Origin of the sequence: Curtobacterium sp. MCBD17_008, from assembly GCF_003234475.1 — a bacterium.
Lineage (GTDB): Bacteria > Actinomycetota > Actinomycetes > Actinomycetales > Microbacteriaceae > Curtobacterium.
Genome location: NZ_QKTK01000018.1, coordinates 40,857 through 63,824, shown reverse-complemented (window position 1 = coordinate 63,824; position 22,968 = coordinate 40,857). Strand labels below are relative to the sequence as shown.

General features: G+C 74.5%; 21 protein-coding genes and 1 tRNA gene. 16 read left to right on the top strand and 6 right to left on the bottom strand.

The window, feature by feature from the left end; translation table 11 throughout:
• Nucleotides 1-99: 99 nt before the first annotated feature.
• Together DEI95_RS14640 and DEI95_RS14635 are read right to left on the bottom strand one after the other, a co-directional pair.
• Complete coding sequence (locus DEI95_RS14640; RefSeq protein WP_110900252.1) at nucleotides 100-453, bottom strand: PRC-barrel domain-containing protein; 354 nt, start codon at nucleotides 451-453, stop codon at nucleotides 100-102.
• A gap of 46 nt (nucleotides 454-499) precedes the next feature.
• The gene (locus DEI95_RS14635; RefSeq protein ID WP_111060686.1) at nucleotides 500-1,483 is read right to left on the bottom strand and encodes a glycosyltransferase family 9 protein; all 984 of its coding nucleotides are present in this window, start codon (nucleotides 1,481-1,483) and stop codon (nucleotides 500-502) included.
• 119 nt (nucleotides 1,484-1,602) lie between these two features.
• Here DEI95_RS14635 and DEI95_RS14630 point away from each other — a divergent pair, with 119 nt between their 5' ends.
• The 7 genes from DEI95_RS14630 (at nucleotide 1,603) to DEI95_RS14600 (ending at nucleotide 8,450) form a co-directional block, all read left to right on the top strand.
• A complete protein-coding gene (locus DEI95_RS14630) occupies nucleotides 1,603-2,151 on the top strand; it encodes an HAD-IIIA family hydrolase (RefSeq protein ID WP_110900254.1) in 549 nt (182 codons plus the stop codon).
• Between the two features lie 32 nt (nucleotides 2,152-2,183).
• Entirely contained in the window at nucleotides 2,184-3,290 is a 1,107-nt protein-coding gene (locus DEI95_RS14625) for a glycosyltransferase family 9 protein (protein WP_111060690.1), read from the top strand.
• Between the two features lie 73 nt (nucleotides 3,291-3,363).
• Nucleotides 3,364-4,401 (top strand): glycosyltransferase, encoded by a 1,038-nt coding sequence (locus DEI95_RS14620; protein WP_111060685.1) that lies wholly within the window; start codon nucleotides 3,364-3,366, stop codon nucleotides 4,399-4,401.
• Complete coding sequence (locus tag DEI95_RS14615; RefSeq protein ID WP_110824916.1) at nucleotides 4,402-5,670, top strand: glycosyltransferase; 1,269 nt, start codon at nucleotides 4,402-4,404, stop codon at nucleotides 5,668-5,670.
• Nucleotides 5,667-6,308 (top strand): SIS domain-containing protein, encoded by a 642-nt coding sequence (locus DEI95_RS14610; protein WP_110824915.1) that lies wholly within the window; start codon nucleotides 5,667-5,669, stop codon nucleotides 6,306-6,308. The genes DEI95_RS14615 and DEI95_RS14610 overlap by 4 nt, the downstream gene beginning before the upstream one ends.
• Nucleotides 6,305-7,696, top strand: coding sequence for a PfkB family carbohydrate kinase (locus DEI95_RS14605; RefSeq protein WP_111060684.1), 1,392 nt, complete (start codon nucleotides 6,305-6,307; stop codon nucleotides 7,694-7,696). Before DEI95_RS14610 ends, DEI95_RS14605 begins: the two co-directional genes overlap by 4 nt.
• A gap of 49 nt (nucleotides 7,697-7,745) precedes the next feature.
• Nucleotides 7,746-8,450: an SDR family oxidoreductase gene (locus DEI95_RS14600; protein ID WP_111060683.1), complete on the top strand. Its 705-nt coding sequence runs from the start codon at nucleotides 7,746-7,748 to the stop codon at nucleotides 8,448-8,450.
• 91 nt (nucleotides 8,451-8,541) lie between these two features.
• Here the strand turns inward: DEI95_RS14600 and DEI95_RS14595 are convergent, their stop codons facing one another.
• Entirely contained in the window at nucleotides 8,542-9,642 is a 1,101-nt protein-coding gene (locus DEI95_RS14595; RefSeq protein ID WP_110889792.1) for a glycosyltransferase family 9 protein, read from the bottom strand.
• Between the two features lie 216 nt (nucleotides 9,643-9,858).
• Here DEI95_RS14595 and DEI95_RS14590 point away from each other — a divergent pair, with 216 nt between their 5' ends.
• From DEI95_RS14590 to DEI95_RS14565, 6 genes are all read left to right on the top strand, one after another.
• Complete coding sequence (locus tag DEI95_RS14590; protein WP_111060682.1) at nucleotides 9,859-11,361, top strand: aldehyde dehydrogenase; 1,503 nt, start codon at nucleotides 9,859-9,861, stop codon at nucleotides 11,359-11,361.
• Nucleotides 11,358-12,950, top strand: coding sequence for a D-glycero-beta-D-manno-heptose 1-phosphate adenylyltransferase (gene rfaE2, locus DEI95_RS14585; RefSeq protein ID WP_111060681.1), 1,593 nt, complete (start codon nucleotides 11,358-11,360; stop codon nucleotides 12,948-12,950). Before DEI95_RS14590 ends, rfaE2 begins: the two co-directional genes overlap by 4 nt.
• 53 nt (nucleotides 12,951-13,003) lie before the next feature.
• Nucleotides 13,004-13,864, top strand: coding sequence for a glycosyltransferase family 2 protein (locus tag DEI95_RS14580; protein ID WP_258367619.1), 861 nt, complete (start codon nucleotides 13,004-13,006; stop codon nucleotides 13,862-13,864).
• A gap of 116 nt (nucleotides 13,865-13,980) precedes the next feature.
• Nucleotides 13,981-14,574, top strand: a complete 594-nt coding sequence (locus DEI95_RS14575; RefSeq protein ID WP_110825197.1) for a molybdopterin-dependent oxidoreductase — start codon at nucleotides 13,981-13,983, stop codon at nucleotides 14,572-14,574.
• Nucleotides 14,571-15,386, top strand: a complete 816-nt coding sequence (locus DEI95_RS14570; RefSeq protein ID WP_309146546.1) for a ferredoxin reductase — start codon at nucleotides 14,571-14,573, stop codon at nucleotides 15,384-15,386. The genes DEI95_RS14575 and DEI95_RS14570 overlap by 4 nt, the downstream gene beginning before the upstream one ends.
• Nucleotides 15,386-15,637, top strand: a complete 252-nt coding sequence (locus tag DEI95_RS14565; protein ID WP_110824908.1) for a DUF6510 family protein — start codon at nucleotides 15,386-15,388, stop codon at nucleotides 15,635-15,637. The genes DEI95_RS14570 and DEI95_RS14565 overlap by 1 nt, the downstream gene beginning before the upstream one ends.
• A gap of 45 nt (nucleotides 15,638-15,682) precedes the next feature.
• Here DEI95_RS14565 and DEI95_RS14560 read toward each other — a convergent pair.
• Nucleotides 15,683-15,754: transfer RNA gene (locus DEI95_RS14560), tRNA-Gly, on the bottom strand.
• A gap of 123 nt (nucleotides 15,755-15,877) precedes the next feature.
• Between DEI95_RS14560 and DEI95_RS14555 the strand changes: the two genes are divergently transcribed.
• Nucleotides 15,878-17,260 carry a serine hydrolase gene (locus DEI95_RS14555; protein WP_111060679.1) on the top strand — a complete coding sequence of 461 codons (1,383 nt, stop codon included), beginning with the start codon at nucleotides 15,878-15,880 and terminating at the stop codon, nucleotides 17,258-17,260.
• Nucleotides 17,261-17,272: 12 nt separating this feature from the next.
• Here DEI95_RS14555 and DEI95_RS14550 read toward each other — a convergent pair whose 3' ends face one another.
• Together DEI95_RS14550 and DEI95_RS14545 are read right to left on the bottom strand one after the other, a co-directional pair.
• On the bottom strand, nucleotides 17,273-19,255 hold the full coding sequence (locus DEI95_RS14550) for a cellulose binding domain-containing protein (RefSeq protein ID WP_111060678.1): 1,983 nt from the start codon (nucleotides 19,253-19,255) through the stop codon (nucleotides 17,273-17,275).
• A 121-nt stretch (nucleotides 19,256-19,376) separates the two neighbouring features.
• On the bottom strand, nucleotides 19,377-20,573 hold the full coding sequence (locus DEI95_RS14545) for a glycosyltransferase (RefSeq protein WP_111060677.1): 1,197 nt from the start codon (nucleotides 20,571-20,573) through the stop codon (nucleotides 19,377-19,379).
• Between the two features lie 62 nt (nucleotides 20,574-20,635).
• Here DEI95_RS14545 and DEI95_RS14540 point away from each other — a divergent pair, with 62 nt between their 5' ends.
• Nucleotides 20,636-21,532 (top strand): UbiA family prenyltransferase, encoded by an 897-nt coding sequence (locus DEI95_RS14540; protein WP_111060676.1) that lies wholly within the window; start codon nucleotides 20,636-20,638, stop codon nucleotides 21,530-21,532.
• Nucleotides 21,529-22,962, top strand: coding sequence for an NAD(P)/FAD-dependent oxidoreductase (locus DEI95_RS14535; protein WP_111060675.1), 1,434 nt, complete (start codon nucleotides 21,529-21,531; stop codon nucleotides 22,960-22,962). The genes DEI95_RS14540 and DEI95_RS14535 overlap by 4 nt, the downstream gene beginning before the upstream one ends.
• Nucleotides 22,963-22,968: the final 6 nt, after the last annotated feature.

Sequence of the window (22,968 nt, the reverse complement as noted above, 5' to 3'; positions counted from 1 at the left end):
TCGTCCCGATCGCGCTGTCGCCCATCGACCTGTCCCGCGACCCCCGACTCGTCATCACCATCGAGGACGGCGTCCGGCTCGACTCCCGCCGCCGGGATGTCAGCGACGACCGAGGCGACGCTCGCCGCCCGCGCCGGGCTGGTACGGCAGACCGTAGTGGGCGAAGAGCTCGGGCTCGAGCGCGGCGTCGAGCTCGCCGTCCGTCGCGATCGACGGAGCGTCTTTGACGGCCTTCTTGTCGAAGGTCACGACGAGGTGCTTCGGGGTCACGGTCGCGCCGACGAGGGGGACGAAGACGAGCTTCTTCCCGACGACGCCGGTCGTGATCGACCCGAACGCCGGCTCCGACGTCGCGGTGTCGTAGTAGATGCTCTCGAGGTTGCCGATCTTGTCGTCCTGGTCGTCGACGACCGGCAGACCGATCCAGTCCCGGATGTTGGCTGCTTCGAACACGGCGACTCCCTCCGACGGCCGGACCTTCCGTGCCGTCGGATCGACGCTACCGATCGGCGCTGGGTGCGCGGACGGCGGGCACGACCCCGAGCCCGTCGACGGCCGCGAGCACGTCCTCGGCGGAGACCGCGAGGATCGCCGGGTCCGGGTCCTCCGCGAAGACGTCACCGCGCCGGACCGAGGCGTCGGTGAGGACCACGTGCGGGCCGGACGCGGGCGGACCCCAGGCCTCGGGCGGAGCCGGTCCGAACAGCACGACGGACGGGATGCCGTAGGCCGACGCCAGGTGCGCCGCTCCCGTGTCCACCGTGACGAGGAGGCTCGCTGCCGCCACGACCGCGGCGAACGGCTGCAGGTCGAGGCGGCCCGCGAGCACCGCCGCGTCGTCCAGACCTGCCGATTCCGCGACGGCCAGTGCGCGCTCGACGTCGTCCGCGCCTCCCGTCAGCACGACCTGGTGGCCGCGCTCGACGAGCCCCCGCACCACGGCGGCGAAGCGGTCGACCGGCCAGTGCCGGGCGCCGTGGAAGGCGCCGACGTGCACGACCGCCGCGCCCTGGACGACGGCGGGGACGGCCGGGACCGCGATCGAGACGTCGTCGGGGTCGGCGGGCATGCCGTGCGCGATCATGAGACCCGCCCACCGCTCGCGCTCGTGCACGTCGTGCTGCCACTCGGGCCCGTCGGGTGCTCCGTGTCCGATGACGCGGCGGGCCTGCAGCGCGTCGATGAGCTGCCCGGACTCCGGGCCGGCACCGTGCAGGTTCACCGCGACGTCCACGACACCCGCCGGGACCGCGATCGGGTGGTCGAGGCCGTGCTGGGCGAGGTGCACGTCCACGTCGGGGACGAGCTCGACGACCGGCGCGAGCCAGGCCGTCGTCGCGAGCGTGATCCGGTGCCCGGGGAACGCCCGCCGGAGGGCGTGCAGCGCGGGGACGGCGACGAGCAGGTCGCCGAGCTTGATCGCACGGAGCACCACGAGCTCCGGGCGGCCGTCGGACGGGGGCAGGGTGGGAACGGCGGTCACGTGGCCCGACGCTACCGGGCGCCGACCGCCCCGTCCGCCACGCCCGGGGAGTTGTCCGCGGCGCGCCACCGCACGCCGCCCGGTTGGGCGAGCCCCGCGTCCGCCCGGTAGAGAGGGGTGTGGCACTCTCCGACCGACCGCTGCGCGGCGTGCTCTTCGACCGAGACGACACCCTGGTGGTCGACGTCCCCTACAACGCGGACCCGGCCCTCGTCGTCCCGGTCCCCGGTGCCGCGCGCGCCGTCGCCGCCGCCCGGGCAGCGGGACTCGCGGTGGGCGTCGTCACGAACCAGTCGGTCATCGCGAAGGGCATGGCGACCCGCGAACAGGTCGACGCGACGAACGCCCGGGTGGACGAGCTGGTCGGGCCGTTCGACGTGTGGGAGGTCTGCCCGCACGACCGCGCCGACGACTGTTCCTGCCGCAAGCCCCGCCCCGGCATGGTGCTCGCGGCGGCCGCACGGCTCGGCCTCGACCCGGCCGACCTCGTCGTCATCGGGGACATCGGCGCGGACGTCGGTGCCGCGGCCGCAGCGGGCGGGCAAGGCGTCCTCGTGCCCACCGCGCGCACCCTGCCGGCCGAGGTCGACGGCGCGACCACCGTCGCCCGGACGATCGAGGAGGCGGTCGCCCTCGTCGTCGCCCAGGCGGCACCGGTGACGCCGTGAGCGCCGCGGACACCGTGCGTGCCGCGGACACCGTGGACACCGAGAGCGACCGGGACACCGGCGGTCGGCGGGTGCTCGTCGCCAGACTCGACTCCTTCGGCGACGTCCTGGTCGCCGGGCCGGCGGTCCGTGCCGTCGCGGCCGGCGCCGACCACGTGACGCTGCTGTGCGGCCCGCAGGGTGCCCCGGCCGGCGCGCTGCTGCCCGGGGTGGACACGCTCCGGGTGTGGGCGGCGCCGTGGGTCACGGAGACCGCCCGACCGCTCGACGACGGCGTCCTGGCCGAGTTCCGCGCCCTCGTCGACGCGGAACGCCCGGACGAGGCCGTGGTGCTGACGTCCTTCCACCAGTCCCCGCTGCCGCTCGCGATGCTGCTCCGGCTCGCCGGGGTGCCGCGGGTCTCCGGTGCGTCCGTCGACCACCCGGGCTCGCTGCTCGACGTCCGGCTCCGACCCGGGGAGGACCTGCCGGAGGACGTCCCCGAGCCCGAACGAGCGCTCCGCATCGCCGCGGCCGCGGGCTTCACCCTGCCCGAGGGCGACGACGGACTGCTCCGGGTCCGCGTCGGCGAGGACGTCACGGTGCCCCCGGTGGTCGCCGCGCTGGAGCGGTACGTCGTCGTCCACCCCGGTGCCAGTGTGGAGGCACGGTCCTGGCCGCCGTCCTCCCACCGGGCGCTCGTGGCGGAGTACGCCCGGCTCGGCGTCCCGGTGGTCGTGACCGGCTCGCCGGGCGAGCGGGAGCTGACCGCCGCGGTCGCCGGCAGCACCGGCATCGACCTCGGCGGTCGGACCAGCCCCGCCGAGCTGGCCGCCGTCCTCGCCGGCGCCGAGGTCGTCGTCGTCGGGAACACCGGGCCGGCCCACCTCGCCGCCGCGGTCGGGGCCCGGATCGTGAGTCTGTTCTCCCCCGTGGTCCCCGCCGTGAAGTGGGCGCCGTACGCGGCGCACGTGGAACTGCTCGGTGACCAGGGCGCGCCGTGCCGTCTCAGCCGGGCGCGCGACTGCCCCGTGCCCGGCCATCCGTGCCTGGCCGGGGTCGGCGTCGACGACGTCCTCGCGGCCCACGAACGGCTCGTCGGGTGCGCTCTCCGGACGAACCAGGGGTCCCTGCGAACGCCGCCAGACGCCGATCGGTAGCGTGCGGCACTGCTGCTCCTCCTCCTCCTTCTCCTCCTCCTCCTCCTGATCGACAGCGACCGAAAGGCAGTGCATGCGGATCCTCGTGTGGCACGTGCACGGCGGCTGGATGGACGCCTTCGTCCGCGGCCCGCACGAGTACCTCATCCCGACCACCCCGGAGCGTGACGGTTGGGGCCTCGGCCGTGGTGGCCGGGACTGGGGGACGAACGCCGTCGAGATCGCACCCGAGGACGTCGCCGACGCCGGCGTGGACCTGGTGGTCCTGCAGCGACCGGAGGAACTCGCGGTCGCGCAGCGGCTCCTCGGGCGGACGGACTTCCCGACCGTCTTCGTCGAGCACAACGCTCCACGCCTCGACGTACCCGACAGCCTGCACCCGTTCCGGGACCGGGACGACGTGACGATCGCGCACGTGACGCACTGGAACGCCCTGATGTGGGACTGCGGCTCGACCCGGACCACCGTCGTCGAACACGGCGTCGTCGACCCCGGTGCTCTGTACACCGGCGAGCTCGAGCGCTTCGGCGCCGTCATCAACGAGCCGGTCCGCCGCAACCGGGTCGTCGGCACCGACCTGCTCCCCCGCTTCGGTGCGGTCGCCCCGGTCGACGTCTTCGGCATGGGCACCGAGAAGCTCGCCGGACTCGGCCACGGCGACCTGCTCGTCGGGCTCGGGGACGTGAAGCCCGACCCGATGCACGCGGCCCTCGCGCAGCGCCGCGCGTACGTCCACGCGAACCGCTGGACCTCGCTCGGGCTGTCGCTCATCGAGTCGATGCACATGGCGATGCCCGTGCTCGTCCTCGCCACCACGGACGCGTCCCGCACGGTGCCCGCCGAGGCCGGTGCGATCGCGACGGACGTCGACGAGCTCGTCCGGGCCTCCCGGACGCTCCTCGAGGACCCCGACGAGGCGCGCCGACGCGGTCTCGTCGCCCGGGAGGCCGTGCTCGCGCGACACGCGCTGTCCCGCTTCACCGCGGACTGGGACGCCCTGCTCGACGACGTGCACACTGAGCACCACGCCCGGATGCGCACGCCGCGTCCGGAGCGGGAGACGGAGACCGCCGGAGCCGCAGCGCTGCCGGCCGGTGGGAGGAGCAGCTAGATGCAGATCGCCATGGTCTCCGAGCACGCGAGCCCGCTCGCGACGCTCGGCGGCGTCGACGCCGGCGGCCAGAACGTCCACGTCGCCGCCCTCTCCGCGGCCCTGGCCGACCGCGGCCACACGGTCACGGTCTACACGCGCCGCGACGACGCGGCCCTGCCCGTCCGTGTCACCCTCCGCCCCGGCGTGGACGTCGTGCACGTCGACGCCGGTCCGGCCGAGCACGTGCCGAAGGACGACCTGCTGCCCTACATGGGCACGTTCGCCCAGGTCCTGGCGTCCGAGTGGCTGTCCGAGCGCCCCGACGTGGTGCACGGGCACTTCTGGATGTCCGGGCACGCGGCCCTCGAGGCCGTCACCCAGGTGCAGCTGCGCACCGGTGAGCCGCGCATCCCCGTCGTCCAGACCTTCCACGCCCTCGGTGTCGTCAAGCGTCGGCACCAGGGTTCGGCGGACACCAGCCCGCCCGAGCGTGAGTGGCTCGAACCGGCCGTCGGCCGCGGTGCCGACCAGGTCGTCGCGACGTGCTCGGACGAGGCGTTCGAGCTGAAGACACTCGGCGTCCCCCTCCGCTCCATCTCCGTCGTGCCCTGCGGCGTCGACGTCGAGCTGTTCCGCCCGGACGGCCCCGTGGAGGAGCGCGGCCGGACCCACCGCGTCCTGACCGCCTCCCGGCTCGTGCAGCGCAAGGGCGTCGGCACGACCATCGCCGCCGTCGCCCGCCTGGTCGCCGAGGGTCGCGACGTCGAGCTCGTCGTCGTCGGCGGTGCCGGTGTCGCCGGGGCCGACCTGCCCGACGACCCCGAGTACCAGCGACTCGACTCCCTGGCCCGCGACCTCGGGATCCGCGACCACGTGTCCTTCCGCGGGCAGCTCGCGCAGGAGGAGATGGGGGCCGTGTACCGCAGCGCCGACGTCGTCGTCTGCGCGCCCTGGTACGAGCCGTTCGGCATCGTCCCGCTCGAGGCCATGGCGTGCGGCGTACCCGTCGTCGCCTCCCGCGTCGGCGGCCTCATCGACACCGTCGTCGAGGACGCCACCGGCCTGCACGTCGAGCCGCGCGACGAGGACGGCCTCGCGGTCGCGCTCGGCGGGCTGCTGGACGACCCGGAGCGCCGGACCGCCTACGGGCACGCCGGTCGCCGCCGCGCCGAGGCCAAGTACACCTGGCAGAAGGTCGCCGCCGACACCCAGCGCGTGTACGAGCGCCTGGTCGCCGGCGGCCGCGTCGGAGCCACCGCACCCATCACCGAGAGGAACGCCCGATGACCATCGAGCAGACCGGGATCGGCACGACCGAGTCCGGCACAGCCGGCCCCGCCGAGGGCACGAGCACGCGCGTCGTGCTCGACCACATCGCCGCGTCGGTGCCCGTCATCGCGTCGCTCGTCGACCACGGCGACCACATCGCGGCCTGGGCGGACGACATCGCGGCCCGCCTGGTCGCCGGACGTCGGCTCCTCGCGGCCGGCAACGGCGGGTCCGCGGCCGAGGCGCAGCACCTGACTTCGGAGCTCACCGGCCGGTTCGACGGCGACCGCCCGGCGTACTCCGCGATCGCGCTGCACGCCGAGACCTCCGCCGTGACCGCCATCGGGAACGACTACGGCTTCGAGCAGGTGTTCGCCCGGCAGGTGCGCGCGCACGCCCGGGCCGGCGACGTCGTCGTCCTCCTCAGCACGAGCGGCAAGAGCCCGAACCTGCTCGCCGCCGCGGCCGCCGCTCGCGACGTCGGCGCCCGGTCCGTCGCCATGACCGGCCCCGTCCCGAACCCGCTCGCGAGCGCGGTCGACGACGTCATCGCCATCGACGGCCCGTCCGCCAACGTGCAGGAGGCGCAGCTCGTCCTCGTGCACGCCCTCTGCCGCGCCATGGAGCCCGCGCTCCGCCGAGGAGGCACCCGATGACCGACCGTCAGCTCCGCATCGTCGTCGTCGGCGACACCCTGCTCGACGTGGACGTCAGCGGCACGAGCGAACGCCTCAGTCCGGACGCCCCGGTGCCCGTGCTCGACGTCCGCTCGGAACAGCGCCGGGCCGGTGGTGCCGGACTCGTCGCCACCATGCTCGCGAAGGACGGCCACGACGTCCGTCTCGTGACCGTGCTGGGCGACGACGCCCCCGCGGAGCGGCTGCGGTCGCTCCTGCCGGGCGTCACGATCGTCGAGGGCCCCTCCGGCGCACCGACCCCGGTGAAGACCCGGGTGCGCGTCGGGGACCACGCCCTCGTCCGCATCGACGAGGGGTGCGACACCCCGCCCGTCCCCGCCGTCACCGCTGAGATGCGTGCCGCGCTCGAGGACGCCGACGCCGTCGTCGTCGCCGACTACGGTCGCGGGCTGACCGCCGCCGAGGACATGCGATCGGCGCTCACTGCCGTTGCCGAGCGCACCCCGGTGGTCTGGGACCCGCACCCCAAGGGCGAGGCGCCCGTGGTCGGCGTCACCGTGGTCACCCCGAACGCGAGCGAGGCGCAGCGCTTCACCGGGCTCGGCGGCACCGGGGTCGCGTTCGCCACCGACGCCGCCGCCGACCTCGTCACGCGGTGGGCGGCGCACGCCGTCGCCGTGACCATGGGTGAGCGCGGTGCACTCGTCGGCCGCCGCACCGAGCGCGGCCTCGACTCCCGGTTCGTCCCGGCACCCTCCGTCACCGCGGGCGACCCCTGCGGTGCCGGTGACCGCCTGGCCGCCGGCGTCGCCGTCGCGCTCGCGTCGGGCGCGGAGATCGCCGACGCGGTCACCGCCGGGGTCGCCGACGCCTCCGCGTACCTCGCGGCCGGCGGCGTCGCCTCGCTCGTCGAGGGCGCACCACCCGCACCGATTGCGGTGCCGGGCGCCGACCGGGACGCCCTCCGGGTCGTGCACGACGTCCGGGCCGCCGGCGGTGTCGTCGTCGCGACCGGCGGCTGCTTCGACCTGCTGCACGCCGGGCACGCCCGCACCCTGTCCGCTGCCCGCGCCCTCGGTGACTGCCTGGTCGTCTGCCTGAACTCCGACGAGTCGGTCCGCGGACTGAAGGGTCCGGACCGCCCGATCATGGGGCAGGACGACCGCGTGGAGCTCCTCCTCGCGCTCGACTGCGTCGACGCCGTCGTCGTGTTCGACGAGTCGACCCCCGACGAGGCGCTCCGTCGCTTCAAGCCGGACGTCTGGGCGAAGGGCGGCGACTACACGGCCGACGAACTCCCCGAGTCGGTCACCCTCGCCGAGTGGGGCGGCCGGGTCGTCACCGTCCCGTTCCACCCGGGCCGCTCCACCACCCGCCTGGCCGCCGCGATCGAACGCGTCGGCTGAGCCCCCGCTCTCCACCTCACGACCACAGCACCAGAACCGAAGGACATCCATGCCCGTCCCCACCACACCCATCGGCCGCGTCCTCGTCACCGGCGGCGCCTCCGGACTCGGCGCGGCCGTCGTCGCCGCCGTCACCGAGGCCGGCGGTACCCCGATCGTCCTCGACCTCCGGATCGACGCGGTCCCCGAGGGCGTCGACGCCGTCGCCGTGGACGTCTCGGACACCGACGCCGTCGAACGCGCCGTCACGGAAGCGGTCGAGCGCCACGGAGGCCTCGACGCCGTCGTGACCGCAGCGGGCATCGACACCCCGGCCCCGATCGACGCGATCTCCTCCGGCAACTGGGAGAAGATCGTCGGCGTCAACCTCATCGGCACCGCGTCGACCGTCCGTGCCGCCCTGCCCGCGCTCGAGGCCTCGCACGGCCGCGTCGTGACGATCTCGTCGTCGCTCGCCCTGCGCGGCGTCGGCCACGGCACCGCCTACTCCGCGTCGAAGTTCGGCGTCCGCGGGTTCTCGCAGGCCCTCGCCGCCGAGACCGCGGGCCGCGTCGGTGTCACGAACGTGATCCCGGCGGGCATGCGCACGAACTTCTTCGCCGACCGCACCGAGCAGTACAAGCCGGGCCCGGACGCGCAGCTCATCGAACCGGAGTACGTCGCGAACTCGATCATCTTCGCGCTGTCGCAGCCAGCTGGCTGCGAGATCCGCGAGCTGTCGATCATGCCGGCGACCGAGCCCAGCTGGCCCTGACGGTCGCACGCGCGTGACGGACGGGAGGCCCGGTACCAGCTGGTACCGGGCCTCCCGTCCGTCTTCGGTGGCGCCGCGCGGGCGCGGCCGCTCAGGTCGTGGCCAGCAGGTCCTCGACGTCGGCCAGCACTCGGTCCGGCGTGACCTCGTCGACGAAGGACGGGTCGTGCTCGCAGCGTTCGGCGCTCCACCCCACCTGGGTGACGTCGACGTCGCACACCGGGCAACGGGTGACGAAGCTCATGAGCACGCGGTGCCGGCCGCGGTCGAGCGGACCGGCGTTGATGACGTTGCCGAACCAGAAGACGCCCACGGTCGGCGTGCCGACGGCGACCGCGAGGTGCCGGGGGCCCGAGTCGTCACCGACCATGACGTCGGCCGCGGCGAGCACGGCCGGGAGTTCCCGCAGGGGCAGCGCGGCGGTCAGGTCGTGCAGCCGTGCGGCGACCTCCGGCCCGACCGCCTCGGACACGGACGCCCGGATGCTCGTCGCGGCCGGTCGGTCGGAGTCGTCGCCCACGAGCACGACGTCGTCGCCTGCCTCGAGCCGGGCGATCGCCACCGCGGCGAAGCGCTCGGGGCTCCACCGGCGGCGCGGGTCGGTCGCGCCGGGGTGCATCGCGACCAGGCGGCCCCGTACCCCGAGTCGGTCCCGGACCGCGGCGCGCTCGTCGGCACCGACGACGATCCTCGGGTCCAGGGTGACCGGTTCGGCACCGGCCAGCCCGACGACCTCGAGCGCGCGCAGCACCTCGTGCTGGTAGTAGACGTAGCGCACCCAGCGCTCGGTCGGGGTGGCGTCCTCGGTGGCGGTGCCGACCGAGTGCGCGGCGCCGAGGCGGAGCAGGAACGGGTTCGAGTTGCGCCCGCCGCCGTGCAGTTGGACGGCGAGGTCGAACCGGCCACTGAGCCGGGCGAAGAAGTCCTCGAGGTCCGGTGCCCCGTCACCGCCGTCACGCACACCGGGCGAGACGGGCAGTTCCTCGACGGCGTGCACGGCGTCCGTGCGCCCCGGCAGGAGCGCCGCCGCCATCGGGGTCCCGAGCAGCGTCAGGCGGGCCTCCGGGTACGCGGCCGCGAGGGCCTCGATCGCGGGCATCGCGAACATCAGGTCGCCGAGTCCCCCACCGCGGAGCACCGCGATCTCGCGGACCCCCTCGAACCGTTCGCCGCCACGTCCGATCTGCACCACGCCCGTCGTCCTCCTCGTGTCCGACGCGGCGGGTCGTCCGACCGCATCCCTTCGTTCCTACCCGGCCGCGGTCGGGCCGGTGTGCAGCAGCCCCGCGGCGGCGGTCGGCGCTGCGTCCCGTGGACACACCCACGCATCCCCCGGGCGTGTCCAGCGGAGAAGGAGGAGCGTGGAGAGGCCGGTGCCACGAGGCCGGACCACCACGAGAGGACGCACATGACGCTCGACGCCACCACCACCACCGCCCCGTCGACGGACGACCCGTCCGCGGACACGATCACGGTGCTCGACCCCGTGACCGGCGAGGTGGCCTCGGAGACCCGCCGGAGCACGGCGGACGAGGTGCGCGACGCGGTCGCGCGTGCGCGGGCGGCGGCGACGGGATGGGCCCGGACCGCTCCCGGTGAGCGCGGAGCGGTCCTCCGCGCCGCGGCCGAGCGGCTCCGCGAGCACGCCGACGAGCTCGCCGCGATGAACACCCGCGAGACCGGCAAGGTCCCGGGCGACGCCCTCGGCGGCGTCGAGGCCGGCATCGACACGCTCATCCAGTACGCCGAGCTCGGCCCGCTGCACCGGGGCGAGGCGCTCCGCGGGAACCACGGCGCCGCCGACTTCGCCGTCCCGCACCCGCGCGGCGTCGTGCTCGCGCTGACGCCGTGGAACGACCCCGTCGCCGTCGCATGCGGGATCCTCGGTGCGGCGATCGTCGCCGGCAACACGGTCGTGCACAAGGGCAGCGAGCGGAGCCCGGGCACGATCGCGCTCCTGAACCGCCTGCTCGCCGCAGAGCTCCCCGAGGGCGTGCTCGTGGGCGTCGACGGCGACGCGACGACCGGTGAGCAGCTCCTCGCCGAGGACGGCATCGCGGTGTACGCGCACGTCGGCTCGACGGCGACGGGCGACCGCCTGGCCGAGGCCGCGCTCCGCACCCGCGCGCACGTGATCCGCGAGAACGGCGGCAACGACGCCGCGGTCGTGGACGCGGACGTCGACCCGGTGTGGGCGGCGGACCAGGTCGCCCTCGGTGCCTTCGCGAACACCGGACAGATCTGCACGAGCGTGGAGCGCGTCTACGTGCACCGCGACATCGCCGATGACTTCACCGCCGCCCTGGTGCGCGCCGCGGAGCGGAAGACCGCCTCGGCCGCCGCCGACTTCGGTCCCCTCGTCGACGAGCGCCTGCGCACGACCGTCCAGGAGCACGTCGACCAGGCCGTCGATGCCGGCGCCCGGGTGCTGACGGGCGGCTCGGTGCCGGAGGGCGCCGGCACGTTCTACCCCGCGACCGTCCTCACCGACTGCACCGACGACATGCTCGTGCTCACCGAGGAGACCTTCGGTCCGATCGCCCCGCTCCGCGTCGTGGACGACATGGCCGAGGGGCTCCGCCTGGCCGCGGAGGACCGGTACGGCCTGGCCGCGACCGTCCTGACCGGCGACACCGCGACCGCGCTCCGTGCCGCCGCGGAGCTGCCCGTCGGCACCGTGAAGATCAACGCCGTGTTCGGCGGCGCACCGGGCGGCAGCGCCGAGCCCCGCGGCGCCTCGGGCTCCGGCTTCGGCTACGGCCCGCACCTGCTCGACGAGATGACGACCACCACGGTCGTGCACCTCGAGGCCGCCCCGCGTCGGACGAGCGCCCCCACCGCCGACGCCGTCGACCCGGCGACCGCGGGCAGCCACGACACCGACACCGCCACCGCCGAGGACGTCCGATGAGCGCCGACGTCCGTTCGGTCCGTCGCGTCGTCGACGCGGTCGCGGCACAGGAGCCCGTCGTCGTGGTGGTCGGGGACGTCATCCTCGACCGCTGGACGGTCGGTGCCGCCGAACGGGTCTCGCGCGAGGCCCCCGCGCCCGTCGTCCGGGTCACCGAGACCATCGCCGTCCCGGGAGGCGCGGCGAACACCGCGGTCAACGCCCGCGCCCTGGGTGCGCGCGTCCGCATGGTCGCCCTGATCGGCGACGACGAGACCGGGCGGGTCCTGCGTGACCGGCTCGAGGCCGCCGGGGTGGACACGCGCTGGCTCGTCGCGGTTCCGGGTGTGACGACCACCTGCAAGGACCGCATCGTCGGGGGTGACCGTGTCGTCGTCCGTGTCGACGACCTGGCCGGACCGCCGAGTGCGGCGGACACGGCCCTCCTCGCCGAGGCGACGGCGGCAGCCGTGCGCGGCACCGCGTCCGGGGACGCCCCCGGGCCGGCGACCGACGCCCGTGCGGACACGGTCGTCGTCTGCGACTACGACCTCGGCGTCGACGCCACCGCGATCGTGCCGGTCCTCGGACAGGACCGCCCCACGAACGTCGTCGTGGACGCCCACGACCTGAGCCGCTGGCGGACCCTCCGTCCGGACCTCGTCACGCCGAACGCCAGCGAGGCCGCCGCGCTGCTCGGCCGCGACCTCGGGCAGGGCGCCGACCGGGCCACGACCGTGGTCGCCGCGCGCGACGAGGTCCTCGCCGTCACCGGCGCGCGCAACGCGGTCGTCACGCTCGACCGCAACGGGACGGTGCTGCTCGAGGCCGCCGGCGCGGACAGCACGCTGTCGGACGTGCACCGCACGCGTGCCACGCCGGCGTCCGAGCAGCAGGCGTCCGGCGCCGGCGACACGTTCTGCGCCGCGGCCTCGGTCGCCCTCGCCGTCGGGACCCCGGTCCGTGAGGCCGTCTCCTTCGCCCAGGCGGCCGCCGACGTCGTGGTGCGCGAAGCCGGGACCTCGGTCTGCACGGCCGATGCGCTCGTGGCCTCGGTGTCCGCGCCGGCCGAGACCGTCGTCGACCACGACGAGCTCGCCGCCGCCGTCGAGGAGGCCCGTCGCGCCGGGCGCCGCATCGTGTTCACGAACGGCTGCTTCGACGTCGTCCACCGCGGGCACACCACGTACCTCCGCCAGGCGAGCGAGCTCGGCGACCTGCTCGTCGTCGCCCTGAACGACGACGACTCGGTCCGTCGGCTGAAGGGTCCGGAGCGGCCGATCAACACCGCCGAGGACCGCGCCGGCGTCCTCGCCGCGCTGGCCTGCGTCGACCTGGTGACGGTGTTCGCGACCGACACCCCGATCCCGCTCATCGAGCGCATCCGGCCGGACGTCTACGTCAAGGGCGGCGACTACTCCCCCGAGATGCTCAGCGAGACCGAGGTCGTGCGGGCCCACGGCGGCGAGGTCGTCATGGTCGACTACGTCGCCGAGCACTCGACGAGCGCCGTCGTCCGTCGCATCCGCGAGACCGCCGCCGGAACCGGCACCGGCGCCGGCACCGGCGCGCCGACGGGAGAAGCGACCGCCGTGTCCGGGGACGCATGACGCGCGGGGCACGGTGGTCCGGCGAGTGGGGTCGCCCGACCGCGGACCCGGCGGTGGAGAGCACCCCGGTCGACGTCGACGTCCTCGTCCCGACCGTCGGGCGCACGGCGGAGCTCGCCGCGACCCTCGCCGGCCTGGCGGCTCAGACCGACGTCGCCTTCCGTCTCGTGCTCAGCGACCAGTCCGCGACGGGTGACGCCGCCGCGCAGCCGGCGATCGCCGCCATGGTCCGCGTCCTGGAGGCCCAGGGCCGGCCCGTCACGCTGCTCAGCCACCCGGAGCGGCGCGGACTCGCCGAGCACCGGCACTTCCTGCTCGCGCACGCCACCGCGGACGCCGTCCTGTTCCTCGACGACGACGTCTGGCTGGAACCCGGGTCCGTGCACCGGATGCTCGACGCCCTGCGCTCGCTCGGCACCGGCTTCGTCGGGAGCGCGGTCCAGGGGCTGTCGTACCTCGAGGACCGCCGTCCGCACGAGACGGCACCGTTCGCTCTGTGGGACGGCCCGGTCGTCCCCGAGGTGGTGCGCCGCGGCACGCCCGGGTTCGACCGCTGGTCCCTGCACAACGCCGCGAACCTGGTCCACGTCGCGGCCGAGCTCGACGTCGAGCCGGGCGGCTGGTTGCCGTACCGCGTCGCGTGGGTCGGCGCCTGTGCGATGTACGACCGGGCCGCGCTCGAGGCGGTCGGCGGCTTCGGGTTCTGGGAGACCCTGCCGATCGGACACGCGGGCGAGGACGTGGTCGTCCAGTGGCGGGTGATGGAGCGCTTCGGCGGCGCCGGCATCGTGCCGTCCGGGGCCGTGCACCTCGAGGCCCCGACCACGGTGACGGACCGCTCCGTCGACGCGCCGGACGTGGTCTTCGCGCACGAAGCGCACCAGCAGCACGCGGATCAGCACCCGGGCACCTGACCGATCTGGCACGCCACGCCCAGCGCCGCGCGGCTGCTGACAAGCGGTCGGCCGTGCGGCAGGATCGACGCAGCGGCACGGACGACGCCGGCGACGACCATGGGAACGAGGACGCGATGGCCACCTTCACACGCGGGTTCGGCGGACGCCGCCGGGACGCCGACGACAGCCGCATCCCGCCCGGGCAGACGCTGGTGCAGGACTGGCCGGTGCTCTCGGCGGGTGCCACACCCGAGATCGAGCCCTCCGAGTGGAGCTTCTCGATCCGCACCGAGTCCGGCCTGCACACCTGGACATGGGACGAGGTCCGGGCGCTCGGGCTCGAGGACGTCACGGTCGACATCCACTGCGTCACGCACTGGACGAAGCTCGGCATGGCCTGGCGCGGGGTCCCCCTCGACAAGCTCTTCGCGGACATCGAGACCTCGCTCGACTTCTGCATGGTGCACAGCTTCGGCGGCTACACGACGAACGTCCCCCTCGACGAACTCCTCGAGGGTCAGGCGTGGATCGCGTTCGAGGCCGACGGCGAGCCCCTCAGCCCGGAGCACGGCGGTCCGGCCCGGCTGCTCGTGCCGCACCTGTACTTCTGGAAGAGCGCGAAGTGGGTGCGGGGCATCACGATGCACGCCGAGGACGAGCCCGGCTTCTGGGAGAACGCCGGCTACAACATGCACGGCGACCCGTGGAAGGAAGAGCGGTACTGGTGACCCTGTCCAGCACCGACGGCGCCCCCGGCCTGGAGGCACGCACCGGTCCCGTCGCGCCGGGCCGTCCGCTCCGCCGCCCGGCGTGGCACCCGGCGACCGTCGCCGCGGTCTCCCCCGAGACCCCGAACGCCCGACGGCTGGTGCTCGACGTGTCGTCTTGGCCCGGCAACGACCCCGGGCAGCACCTCGACCTGCGGCTGACGGCCGAGGACGGCTACCAGGCCACGCGGTCCTACTCCATCGCGTCCTCCGGGGACGGCACGCGCGTGACGCTCGCCGTGGACCGGGTCGAGGACGGCGAGGTGTCCCCGTTCCTCGTCGACGCCGTCGAGGTCGGTGACGCACTCGAGGTGCACGGTCCCCTCGGCGGCTGGTTCGTCTGGCGTCCGGGCGCTGACCCGGCGTCCCGCCCGGTGCAGCTCATCGCCGGCGGGTCCGGCGTCGTGCCGCTCCTGCCGATGGTCGCCGCGCACGCCGACGCCGAGGACCCGACGCCCTTCCGGCTGCTCTACGCCGTCCGCACCCCGGAGGACGTCTTCTTCCGCGCGGAGCTCGACGCAGCCCTGCGCACCGCGGACCGCGCGCCCTTCGACCTCGACGTCGTGTACAGCCGACGCGCTCCCGAGGGGTCGACGGCCCCGGTCGGACGACTCACGCGCGACCGGCTCGCGGCCGCCGTCCTGCCGCCGGACGCCGACGCACAGGTCTACGTCTGCGGATCGACGCCGTTCGTCGAACAGGTCCTGCGCTGGCTCGGGGAACTCGGACACGACACCACCGGGGTGCGTGCGGAACGGTTCGGAGGCTCCTGATGACGATCGTCGACGGCAACGCCCTGGCCGGGGACCTCGGCGAGGTGCTCGGGGTCGATGCCACCTCGGCCCGGCTCCGCTGCTCGGGCTGCGACACGACCGGCCGTCTGGCGGTGACCCGGGTGTACCGGACCGCGATGGGCAGCGTCGCCCGCTGCCGCGGCTGCGACACGGTGCTCGTGACGGTGGTCGACGCAGGGGCGCAGCACTGGGTCGCCCTCCCCGGCGCGCGAGCCGTCGCGAACGACTGAACCCCCCGGCCGACCGCCAAGGGGTTCACGTGTCCTGCTGTTCCGAGCGGATGACGAGATTCGAACTCGCGACCCTCACCTTGGCAAGGTGATGCGCTACCACTGCGCCACATCCGCACGCTGCCCACCGGGGTGGCCAACGTCGACAACTGTACCCGACCGGCGGGGTGATCCGGGCCTCCCGTCCGCGTGTCGGGCGTGCCGGACCTCGGAACGGCCGGTCGGGCTAGGGTCGGACGGGTGACGACGACGTTCCGACGCAGTTCCCCGTCCGCCCTCGGCATCGACGCCGCGGGCATCGACCAGCTCGTCTCCGCGCTCGAGGCCGCGCCCGGAGTGGAGCCGCACAGCCTGATGGTCCTGCGGCACGGCGAGCTCGCCGCCGGAGGGTGGTGGGCCCCCTTCGCGCCGGACCGGGTGCACCTGCTGTACTCGCTCAGCAAGAGCTTCACCGCGGCCGCCGTCGGGATCGCCGTCCGCGCCGGACTGGTCGACCTCGACGCGCCCGTGGTCGGTCACTTCCCGGAGCTCGACGCCGAGGTCACCGACGAACGGACCCGGCGGATGCGCGTGCGGCACCTGCTCGCGATGGCGAGCGGCCACCGGAGCGAGACGATCGACCGCGCCGAGGCGATCGACCCGACGAACACCGTCCGTGGGTTCCTGCTCCTGCCGCCCGACGAGGAACCCGGCAGCGTCTTCGCCTACAACCAGCCGTGCACGTACACGCTCGCCGAGATCGTCCGGCGGGCCAGTGGGACGTCCTTGCTCGAGTACCTGCGGCCGCGGCTCTTCGCCCCCCTCGGCATCGACGACTTCTCGTGGCGCCGCGACGACACCGGCGCGGAACTCGGTTACAGCGGCGGCTACACGACGACGGACGCGATCGCCGCACTCGGTCAGCTGTACCTGCAGCGCGGCGTGTGGGACGGCGAACGCATCCTCGACGAGGACTGGATCGAGCAGGCCACGAGCGTGCAGGTGGTGAACCCGGACGAGGCGAACCCGGACTGGTCGCAGGGGTACGGCTTCCAGTTCTGGATGGCCCGGCACGGCTTCCGCGGTGACGGTGCCTACGGCCAGTTCTGCGTCGTGCTCCCCGAGTCGGACGTGGTCGTCGCGATGACCGGTCAGAGCACCGACATGCAGGCCGTCCTGGACGCGGTGTGGGAGCACCTTCTGCCCGCGGTCGACCGCGCGGGTGCAGTGGACTCGGACGACCGCCTGCGCGCCCGACTCGCCGGGCTCGCGCTGCCGCCGCTCGTCGGCGAGCCGCTCGGCACCCTGCCCGCCACCCCGCCGTCCTCGCCGGCACCGGTGGACGGCGACTCCGGACTGGAGGCCGTGCACCTGTCCCAGGACCCGTCCGGCCACTGGGTGCTCACCCTGGTCGACCCGTCCGGCGAGGTGACGGCTCCTGTCGGCGACGGCGAGTGGCTGGTCGCGGGTGCGACCGCCACGAGCGGGGCACGCTCCGGGGACGTCGTGTCGGTGGACGTGCGGTTCGTCGAGACACCGCACCTGCTGCACGTCCGCGTCGACCTGGCCGACGGGGCCGTCACGGCTGCGTGGGAGACACAGCCGTTGCACGACGGCGTCGCGACGCTGCGTCGGCCGGACTGACCGGCTCCCCGACTAGCTCGTCGCCCCGCGGACGAAGGCACGGGCGAAGGTCCACGGTGCCTCGGTCACGCCCGAGCACATGTACGTGGGGATCGACGGGGTGCACGGCTGGTCGCGCGTGACCTCCCACCAGGCGAGCACCTCGATCCCGTGCGCGACGGACCAGCGGGCGAGGTCCTCGGCGTCCGTCCGTGTGAACACCTCCCCGGTGTCGTTGCGGCCGATCATCGGGGTGATGCCGATCGCCGACAGCCGCTCCTGGGCCGTCCACCCCGCGTACGCGGGCACCGTGGCGAGCTGCGCGGCGGTCGACGTCGCAGCGTCCTGCGCCGCCGTCGCCATGCGCTGCGGACCGGTGCCGTAGTCCATCGCCATGACGTTCACCGCCGCGATCCGGACCCCCGCAGCCGACAGCCCGGCGACCGCGGCGAGGCCCTCGCGGGTGAGTCCGGTCGGCATCACGGGGAGGGTCAGCGACACCTCGAGACTGCGGCCCTTCGCCGCCTGGGCCCGGACGACACCGGCGACCGCCACGGCGCGACGCTCGTTCGCAGCCGTGTCGGACAGCGCAGCGCCCTCGATGTCCAGGTCGATGCGGTCGACGCCGAACCGGTCGACCACCTGCTGGTAGGCCGCCTGCAGCTCCGCCGGGTCCGTGCACCGCAGCGCGAGCTCGTCGTTGACCGCGCCGCCGAACGACACGACCACCCGACCGCCGGTCTGCTGGAACGCGGCGATGTTCCCCGCGAAGTCCTGCGGGCCGCCGATCCGGTAGGCGTCGAAGCCGGCCCATGCGGGCGTGCAGGGGCTGCCGCCGTTGTCCGAGACGATGAAGGCGAGCGTGAACGCGCGGACGCCGGTCGCGGCCGCGGAGCTCCGGAGATCGGCGGTCGGCCAGAGGCCCATGTCGACGTACGGTGCGACCAGCGTGTCACCGACGTGCGGCGCGGGGAGCGGCACGGGAGCCGGCGCGGCCGGGGTCGGGACCGGGACCTGCGTCGGGGACGGTGCCGGTGCGGTCGGGCTCGGTGTCGGTGTCGGTGTCGGTGTCGGTGTCAGGGTCGGGGTCGGCGCGGACCCGGGCCCTGCCGTCGGGTCGGACTCGCTCTCGACCGTGCAGGCGACGTCCCGGCCCGCGGGGAGTCCCACGATGCTGCAGCCCGCCGGCACCCGGCCCCCGCCGGGGGTCGAGACCGAGGTCAACCCGAAGGACGTCGCGGCGCTCGGGTCGAGGCCCCTGGCCCAGGCCGGAGCGGTCGCGGTGAAGCCGTCGCTCGTGGTCGTCGCGGTGGCGTCCCAGATCTCGGCGACGCGCGCGGTGTACACGAACCGCACCTGCCAGGGGTCGAGGCGGACGGACGACCGGTTCGTGACGGTCACCGAGGACTGGGAGCCGGACGGCCACGCGTTGACGGTGCGCCAGCCGACGACGACGGAGCCGTTCTTGTCCGCGACGTGCGGTCCCGCGGTCGGCGTCGGAGTCGTCGAGGGTGTCGGGACCGGTGCCGCCGTCGGCACCGGGGTCGGGCCTCCCGTGCCGGGTGTCGCGGGACCGCCGTTCACCGAGCAGGGCACCGACGCCCCGACGACGGTGCACGCCGTGGGGACGCGTTTCGCACCGGACACCTTGCGCGAGTCGACCCGGAACGTCGCCCGACCACCCGCGGCGAGGTCGACGCGTCGGGTGGGACCGGCGACGGTGAACGACCGGCTCGTGCTCGCGACCTTGCGGGCGTCGCGGATCACCACGGCCTTCGACTCGTACGACAGCAGGACACGCCACCCGCGCAGCTTCGTGGAGCCGCCGTTCGCGACCGTGACCGCGGAGCGGAAGCCGGTGCGCCAGCTCGACGTGTTCTCCCACGTGACGTCGACCCGGGCGGCGGTGCCGGCGGCAGCCGCCGTCACGCCGGGCACGGCGACGACCGCCGTGCTCACCACCGCGAGGAGGAGCGCTGCGGGCAGCACCTTCCGGATCCCTGAGCGCAGACGCATCGCGGTCGCCTTCCGTCGGAGCGTGTCGGTCCCCCTGCGGGCCGACGTCCTCACCCGGGGGTATCGGCGGCTCGTCGCGGCTCGTCAGTGTCGGGGACGGTCCTCCACCGGAACCGGGGTGTCAGAGCGACTCGAGCACGTCGAGCGCCCGCTGCACCCCGTGCTCCCGCCGCATGATCCGGCCCACGTCGGTCGCCCGCTCCCGGCGGGACGAGGCGTCGCGCATCGCCGGCACGAGGGTGCTCGCGGACAGGCGGCGCAGTGGGATCGGAGCGGCGGCCATCCCCTGTCGATGCAGCTGGGCAGCCCAGAACGGCTGGTCGGCGGTGACGGGGACGACGACGGCGGGGACGCCAGCTCGGGCGACGGCGTGTGAGGTGCCCGCTCCGCCGTGGTGCACGGCGAGCGACGCGCCCGGCAGCACGGCGTCGAACGGTGCCGACCGCACCGCCAGCACATCCGGGCCGTGGCACTCGGGAGGCAGCGCCAGTCCACCCCACCCGGTGACGAGCAGCACCCGCAGCCCGTGGGCGCGGGCCGCCGAGACGACCGCGCCTCCCCGAGCAGCCGCGTCCCCCCTCGCCATCGAGCCGAACGAGGCGACGACGTAGGGACCGCCCGTCAGGAAGGCGCTGACGACGCGGTCCGGGCTCGCGGTCCCGGCCTCGTCGTACCAAGCCCCCGTCTGGTGCACCCGTTCCGGCCAGTCGTCGGGCCGCGGCAGCAACTCCGGGCTCACGGCCATGAGGGTCGCACGTGACGGCGACCGTCGGGCGGGACGACGACCGTCCGGCAGCTCGGCAGCGGCGCGCGCCACGTCGGCGTCGAAGAACCGTGCGACGGTGCGCGGTACGGCGTAGGTGGACCGGTTGTGAGCGCCGAGGTCGCGCGTGGCCGTCGGGCCACCTGCGGCGGGGAAGCGCTCACTCGGGGTGGCCACCGGCGCGAACTCCACCAGCACGCGGGGCACGGCGAGCGAGTCCGCCACCATCGGCGCGCTGAGGACGAGCGGGTGGTGCACCACCACGTCGGGGCCGAACGCGACCGTCTCCCGCACCGCGGCCGCGAACATCCGACGCATCGCGGGCCGCACCTCCGCACGCAGGTGGTGCGCGAGAGCCCACGGCGTGCGACCAGCCGGGCGGAGCACCCGCTGCACGTCCAGACCGAGGGCCACGGTCTCCACCCCCTCGGGCGCGGGCGCGTCGTCGGGCAGGGCGAGCCGGACCTCGTGACCGCGGGACGCGGCGAGTCGCGCCAGGGCTGCGAACGGCTCCACGTCGCCCCGGGTGCCGGCGGTCAGCAGCATCATGCGCATCCACCCAGTCTGGCCGGGACGCCGCTGACCGAGGTCGAGGCGGGCCGGGTACGCTCGGTCGCGTGACTGACGGCAGTGAGCGGGTGTCGCGCACAGCACCGTCGGAGATCGGCGTGGCCGTGCGCCGACTGGTCCACATCTCGCGCCCCGTGCTCTGGATCAACACCATCGGCTCCGGGCTCGTCGCCGTGTGGCTCACCGGCGCGCTGTTCGACGTGCGGGCACTACCGGTCATCCTGTGGCTCACCCTGCCGTTCAACCTCCTCATCTACGGCGTCAACGACATCTACGACCAGGACACGGACGCGGCCAACCCCCGCAAGGGCTCCATCGAGGGTGCCAGGATCCGACAGTCCGAGGTGCGGCTCATCGCCTGGGCGGTCGCGGTCGTCAACGTCCCGTTCCTCGTCGGCTTCCTCCTGACGCTGCCGCTCCTCGCGAACGCGGCGATCCTGCTCTACGTCGGCGTGTTCGTCTTCTACTCGGCGCCGCCGCTGCGCTTCAAGGCGCGGCCGTTCCTCGACTCGCTGAGCAACGCCGCCTACGCACTGCCACTGGTCATCGTGCCCGCGGCCCTCGCGGTGACGCCGGTCTGGCCCGCGGCCATCGGTCTGATGGCTTGGAGCGTGGCGAAGCACGCCTTCGATGCGGTCCAGGACATCGTCGAGGACCGTGACGCGGGCATCGCCACCACCGCAGTGCGGCTCGGTGCGCGCGGGACGGCTCTCTGGAGCGGGGCCTGGTGGATCGTCTCGACGGCGCTGTTCGCCGTGGTGAGCGTCCCGGTGGCCGCCGTCAACCTCCTGATCGCCGGCATCCTCGTGGTGCGCCTGTTCCGGGACCCGACGCCGGAGACCGGGCACCGCCTCTACCGTCTGTCGGTCGCCTTCCCGTACATCGCCGGGTCGTTCGCCGGCGTACTGCTCATGGTCTGGATCGTGCTGGGAGGTGCCTCGTGAGCCGCATCGTCGTCGTCGGCGGCGGGATCGGCGGCCTCACCGCCGCCGCGCTCCTCGCGCACGCCGGCCACCGCGTCACCCTGCTCGAGGCCTCCACCGAGCTCGGCGGCAAGAGCCGACGGATCCAGCTGGGCGAGGACCGCATCGACACGGGGCCGTCGTTGATGACGTTCCCGGCGGTGTGGGACGAGCTGCTGCGACGGCTCGGCGACGGCGGGCCCGCCGCCGACCGCGCCCGCGACGACGGGCACCTCGACCTGGTGCGGATGCCGGAGGTGGGCCGCTACTTCTTCAACCACGACGAGACCTCCCTGCCGGTGGCCCCCGGTCACCCCTGGTACGCCGCCTGGCGACGGTTCTCCGACCTGCACGCACCCCTCGCGGACGACGTGACCGAGTTGCTGCTCGCCGACCCCCTCGACCGAGCTGCCCTCCCCGCTCTCCGGAGGCTGTTGGCCGTCTACGGCTCCCGCCTCACCACGCGCGCGTACCTCGACGGCCTCCCCTGGCTACCCGACGGGCTGCGCGAGGTGATCGCGATCCACACCCTCAACGCCGGCGTGTCGCCCGCACGCACGCCGGCCCTCTACGCGAGCATGCCGGCGATCATGGCGGAGACCGGGGCATGGGTGCCGCGCGGTGGCGTCTACGAGATCGTGCTCGCGCTGGGTCGGCTGGCCGAGGCGGCCGGGGTCGACGTCCGCACCGGCGAGGCCGTCACCCGCATCGAGCGTGGATCGGTCACCACCGATGTGGGTCGCCACCCCGCCGACCTCGTCGTCAGCGCCCTGGACGCCGATCGGCTCACCACGCTGATGGGTCCGTCGCGGGTCCCCACGCTCCCCCGTCTGCGCCCCCGCGCCCTCTCCTGCTCGGCCATCGCCCTGTACGGCGTGCTGCGGGAGGAACTGCCGGCGGACCTCGCCACGCACAGCGTGGTGCTGCCCACGAAGCCCGCCGCGCTCCACCGCAGCCTCGAGGCGGGTGACGAGCCAGCGGACACCATGGTGTTCGTCAACCAGTACCGCGCAGGCGAGGTCTACCCGAACCCGCGCAGCACCGTCGGCATCCTGCTCACCGCCCCCGCCGACGGCGGTCACTACACGGCCGAGCACCCGTTCGTGCGGCGCGAGGTCGACCGCGTCTCACGCGCGATGGGGCTCGACCGGCCGATCACCGACCTGATCGACGAGCAGACGGTGCTCGATCCGCAGTACTACGGCGGCGGCGGCGAACCACACGGCGCGCTCTACGGCGCGGCGCGTCCGCCGTGGCTCAGCGGGCCGTTCCACCGTCCCTCGTACAACGACCCCTGGCGCCCGTGGCTGTGGCGCGTCGGCGCGTCGGTGCACCCTGGCGGCGGTGTCCCCGCCGTGGTGGGCGGCGCGATGATCGCGGTGAACCGGCTGCTGAAGTCGACCCCGGTCTGACGCGGG

What these genes read in the sequence shown, in the direction of transcription:
- DEI95_RS14620 (WP_111060685.1), top strand. Translation starts at nt 3,364, where the DNA reads ATGCGGATCCTCGTGTGGCACGTGCACGGCGGCTGGATGGACGCCTTC.
- DEI95_RS14615 (WP_110824916.1), top strand. Translation starts at nt 4,402, where the DNA reads ATGCAGATCGCCATGGTCTCCGAGCACGCGAGCCCGCTCGCGACGCTC.
- DEI95_RS14610 (WP_110824915.1), top strand. Translation starts at nt 5,667, where the DNA reads ATGACCATCGAGCAGACCGGGATCGGCACGACCGAGTCCGGCACAGCC.
- DEI95_RS14605 (WP_111060684.1), top strand. Translation starts at nt 6,305, where the DNA reads ATGACCGACCGTCAGCTCCGCATCGTCGTCGTCGGCGACACCCTGCTC.
- DEI95_RS14600 (WP_111060683.1), top strand. Translation starts at nt 7,746, where the DNA reads ATGCCCGTCCCCACCACACCCATCGGCCGCGTCCTCGTCACCGGCGGC.
- DEI95_RS14590 (WP_111060682.1), top strand. Translation starts at nt 9,859, where the DNA reads ATGACGCTCGACGCCACCACCACCACCGCCCCGTCGACGGACGACCCG.
- rfaE2 (WP_111060681.1), top strand. Translation starts at nt 11,358, where the DNA reads ATGAGCGCCGACGTCCGTTCGGTCCGTCGCGTCGTCGACGCGGTCGCG.
- DEI95_RS14575 (WP_110825197.1), top strand. Translation starts at nt 13,981, where the DNA reads ATGGCCACCTTCACACGCGGGTTCGGCGGACGCCGCCGGGACGCCGAC.
- DEI95_RS14565 (WP_110824908.1), top strand. Translation starts at nt 15,386, where the DNA reads ATGACGATCGTCGACGGCAACGCCCTGGCCGGGGACCTCGGCGAGGTG.
- DEI95_RS14550 (WP_111060678.1), bottom strand. Translation starts at nt 19,255, where the DNA reads ATGCGTCTGCGCTCAGGGATCCGGAAGGTGCTGCCCGCAGCGCTCCTC.
- DEI95_RS14545 (WP_111060677.1), bottom strand. Translation starts at nt 20,573, where the DNA reads ATGCGCATGATGCTGCTGACCGCCGGCACCCGGGGCGACGTGGAGCCG.